1 pseudogene is annotated in these 236 nt (G+C 22.9%); it reads right to left on the bottom strand.

The features are described 5' to 3' along the window. Positions 1–159 precede the first annotated feature (159 nt). A pseudogene (locus D9V42_RS15510) lies at positions 160–236 on the bottom strand (hypothetical protein); the annotation flags it as partial.

The raw sequence follows: 236 nt of genomic DNA, 5'->3' as shown, positions 1-236 counted from the left end.
GTTATTGCTTTTAATAAAAATGTTTTAGGCTTCGTAATTACTATATTTATATTATGTAAACCTATAAAGATGATTGCTTTTCTAACCAATAAAAAAGAAGAGAAGATCTAACACATCTTCTCTTCTGTAATATTAATTAGGATTTATTTCTAAGTTGAGTTATTTTAATTGTAAATCTGTTTTCTTTAATTCTTTTATAACTTCTGCAGTATCATAACAATTTGTTGCAATTGTTA

Origin of the sequence: Staphylococcus pseudoxylosus (genome assembly GCF_003697915.1) — a bacterium.
GTDB lineage: Bacteria > Bacillota > Bacilli > Staphylococcales > Staphylococcaceae > Staphylococcus > Staphylococcus pseudoxylosus.
This window is presented reverse-complemented; position numbering and strand designations above follow the sequence as displayed.